This is a genomic window from Arthrobacter sp. HMWF013 (assembly GCF_003061105.1).
Lineage (GTDB): Bacteria > Actinomycetota > Actinomycetes > Actinomycetales > Micrococcaceae > Arthrobacter.
Genome location: NZ_QAIQ01000537.1, coordinates 2692 through 4899, shown reverse-complemented (window position 1 = coordinate 4899; position 2208 = coordinate 2692). Strand labels below are relative to the sequence as shown.

Sequence of the window (2208 nt, the reverse complement as noted above, 5' to 3'; positions counted from 1 at the left end):
GCGGGGGACAGCCTGGTCCTCGCCGGGGACTTCGCCGGAGCCCGCCGGGAATTCGAGAAGGCGCTCCCGCTCGCAGGCGCCACCGACGGCTGCATCATCCGCGTCAACCTGGTGCTCAGCATCGAACACCTCGGCGACGAGCGGGCTGCGGCGGAAGACACGACGGCGGCCGCCCGGCTCTTCGCCGACGGCCTGGCCGTGGTGGACGCCGCCCCGCAGGGCTGCTTTAGCCCCGGAGGGTCCGGCGCCGCCGGGACGGGTGCCGGCATGCAGCTGGAGCAGGCCGCGGAGCGCCTGAAGCAGAAGGCGGATGACGCCGCCGCCGGTGGAGGCACGCCGCAGCACGCAGAAGGGCAGCCCGCGCCGTCCGAATCGGGCCAGGAGAGCCAGCTGGACCGCCTGCAGGAGAGTTCACGCGAAGCCCAGCGGGAGCGCAACACGGGGCAGGAGCGGGACGAATACCTCAGGGACGATGACTACGGATCAGGACCGGACCGGCCCTGGTAACGGCGATCAACGAAGATTATTCTGTTCGGCTACGAAACAGAGCGTAAAGCTGCGTCTTAATTCGGACGCGAACTTGAACACCGCGGCGCCGCCTCCTAGAGTTCTATACAAGTTACCGAGGTAACGTGTCAGCGATCCTCCGCTCTGGAGGGTGTGGGTGCCCCCATGTGGGCCTGACATTTGCTCACGGACAACTTCATTCCAGGCGTAACAGTCGCGGCTGCGTCCTTGTGGAGTTCTTCCGTGTTCCCCAAACTCAAATTCATTGCCGGCACTGCCGTCACATCTGCTGACGTCAGCCCTCAATGGCCCAAAGCCAAGGACGCAAATGTCACCGCCAAGCCTTATCGAAACACATCCAAACCTTTCCGAGAGCTCAGCCCCCGTGGCGCTCTCCTACGAGCTCTTTCCGCCACGTTCGCCGGCTGCGGCCGAGTCACTGTGGAACACCATCAGGGAACTCGAGACCACCGACCCGGACTACGTCTCCGTCACCTATGGTGCCAGTGGCTCCAACCGGGACACCGCCGTCGAACTTATCAACCGGCTCCTGCTCGAAACCACGCTCCGGCCCCTGGCCCACCTGACCTGCGTCGGCAACACTCCGCAGGAACTGGCGGAGATCATCGGGGACCTGCTGGATACCGGCGTCCGCGGCATCCTGGCGCTTCGCGGCGACCGTCCCCAGGACGGGACTCCACCGGTTCCCGGGTCGCTGCGCTATGCACAGGACCTGATCGAGCTCATCCGCCGTGTTGAGCAGCGGCGTTCAGCGCTGCTGTGCGCCGGAAAAATTGCCGTCGGCGTGGCTGCCTACCCCACCCGGCACCCCGAATCGCCCAGCGAGGAGCACGATGTCGAGGTGCTGCTTGCCAAGCAGCGTTCCGGCGCGGACTTTGCCATCACCCAGGTCTTTTTCCACACGGACCAGTACGCGGACCTGCTCAGCAGGGCACGCCGGGCCGGGGTCACCATCCCCATCATTCCGGGCATCATGCCGTTCACCAGCCCCCGCCGGGTGAAGCGGCTGGGCGAACTCAGCGGCGTTGAGCCGGACCCGCAGCTGCTGGCCCGCCTGGCCGCCGCGGACACCGACGCCGAACGCCACAGGATCGGCGTCCGGGCCACAGTCGACCTGGCCAAAGCAGCCCTCGACGCCGGGGCCCAGGGCATCCACCTTTACACGTTCAACGAACACCAGAGCGCCCTTGAGGTGCTGGACAAGCTGGCTCTGCCACGCCACTCCCGCTCCGCCGGCCGCCGCACCGCGATCCTCCAGCGCCAGCTGGCCAGCTGACCGCCCCTTAGTCACCAGACCCTTCACAAGCTTTCACCAACCTCAAAGGACTTTGTCATGCCTGAAAACAACCTCTCCGTCACTCCGTTCCCGTCAGCCTCGCTGCTTGGCTACCCACGCATCGGCCGCCGCCGCGAGCTCAAGAAAGCCGTCGAAGCCTACTGGGCTGGCAAGATCGACGCCGCAGCACTCGACGCCGCCGCCAAGGACATCCAGCTGACCATCGCCAAGCGCCTGCAGGAACTCGGCCTCACCGAAGCCGCCGCCGTTCCGGGCACGTTCTCCTACTACGACCAGGTCCTGGATGCCACCGCCCACCTCGGCGCCATCCCGGCCCGCTTCGGCAACCTCCTCAACGCCGAGGGCCAGCTGGACATCGATGGCTACTTCACCCTGGCCCGCGG

The 2208-nt window shown here is 66.4% G+C and carries 1 protein-coding gene and 2 pseudogenes; all 3 read left to right on the top strand.

Annotation, left to right across the window (positions count from 1 at the left end):
* Window positions 1–507: pseudogene (locus DBR22_RS23965) on the top strand (hypothetical protein); the annotation flags it as partial.
* 328 nt (window positions 508–835) lie between these two features.
* A complete protein-coding gene (locus tag DBR22_RS18495) occupies window positions 836–1804 on the top strand; it encodes a methylenetetrahydrofolate reductase (protein ID WP_108600213.1) in 969 nt (322 codons plus the stop codon).
* 57 nt (window positions 1805–1861) lie between these two features.
* Window positions 1862–2208: pseudogene (locus tag DBR22_RS24770) on the top strand (5-methyltetrahydropteroyltriglutamate--homocysteine S-methyltransferase); the annotation flags it as partial.

Bases quoted from the DNA above. Each gene is read 5' to 3' on its own strand.
- DBR22_RS18495 (WP_108600213.1), top strand. From the start codon at position 836: ATGTCACCGCCAAGCCTTATCGAAACACATCCAAACCTTTCCGAGAGC.